Origin of the sequence: Staphylococcus schweitzeri (assembly GCF_002902405.1) — a bacterium.
GTDB lineage: Bacteria > Bacillota > Bacilli > Staphylococcales > Staphylococcaceae > Staphylococcus > Staphylococcus schweitzeri.
This window is the reverse complement of the sequence record NZ_PPQS01000044.1, coordinates 846-1,505: the sequence shown is the minus strand read 5'-3', so window position 1 is coordinate 1,505 and position 660 is coordinate 846. Positions and strand designations below refer to the sequence as shown.

The 660-nt window shown below is 50.6% G+C and carries 6 tRNA genes; all 6 read right to left on the bottom strand.

Annotation, left to right across the window (positions count from 1 at the left end):
• Positions 1 to 60: 60 nt before the first annotated feature.
• Positions 61 to 134, bottom strand: a tRNA-Met gene (locus tag CD116_RS10325).
• Between the two features lie 14 nt (positions 135 to 148).
• A tRNA-Ser gene (locus CD116_RS10320) sits at positions 149 to 241 on the bottom strand.
• A 38-nt stretch (positions 242 to 279) separates the two neighbouring features.
• Positions 280 to 355, bottom strand: a tRNA-Asp gene (locus tag CD116_RS10315).
• A gap of 10 nt (positions 356 to 365) precedes the next feature.
• A tRNA-Ser gene (locus tag CD116_RS10310) sits at positions 366 to 455 on the bottom strand.
• A gap of 9 nt (positions 456 to 464) precedes the next feature.
• A tRNA-Ile gene (locus tag CD116_RS10305) sits at positions 465 to 538 on the bottom strand.
• A 28-nt stretch (positions 539 to 566) separates the two neighbouring features.
• Positions 567 to 640 (bottom strand) — tRNA-Met (locus CD116_RS10300).
• Between the last annotated feature and the right edge of the window lie 20 nt (positions 641 to 660).

Genomic DNA, 660 nt, shown 5'->3' with positions numbered 1-660 from the left:
CGCGATCTCCTGCGTGACAGGCAGGCGTGTTAACCGCTACACTACGAGACCTATAAAATATTGCGGGAGGCGGATTTGAACCACCGACCTTCGGGTTATGAGCCCGACGAGCTACCGAACTGCTCCATCCCGCGATAATAAAAAATAATGGCGGAGGAAGAGGGATTCGAACCCCCGCGGCCCGTTAAGGCCCTGTCGGTTTTCAAGACCGATCCCTTCAGCCGGACTTGGGTATTCCTCCATTATTATAGGTAAATCGCTATTAATTATAAAATTAAATGGCGGTCTCGACGGGAATCGAACCCGCGATCTCCTGCGTGACAGGCAGGCGTGTTAACCGCTACACTACGAGACCATTAGTAAAACGGAGGAAGAGGGATTCGAACCCCCGCGAGCCGTTAAGCCCCTCTCGGTTTTCAAGACCGATCCCTTCAGCCGGACTTGGGTATTCCTCCAAAATTATATGGACCTTGCAGGACTCGAACCTGCGACCGAACGGTTATGAGCCGTTAGCTCTAACCAACTGAGCTAAAGGTCCTAAATATAATTTTACAACTAATAAATAGTGGCGGTGGAGGGGATCGAACCCCCGACCTCACGGGTATGAACCGTACGCTCTAGCCAGCTGAGCTACACCGCCTTATATAGTTTGTAAATAAT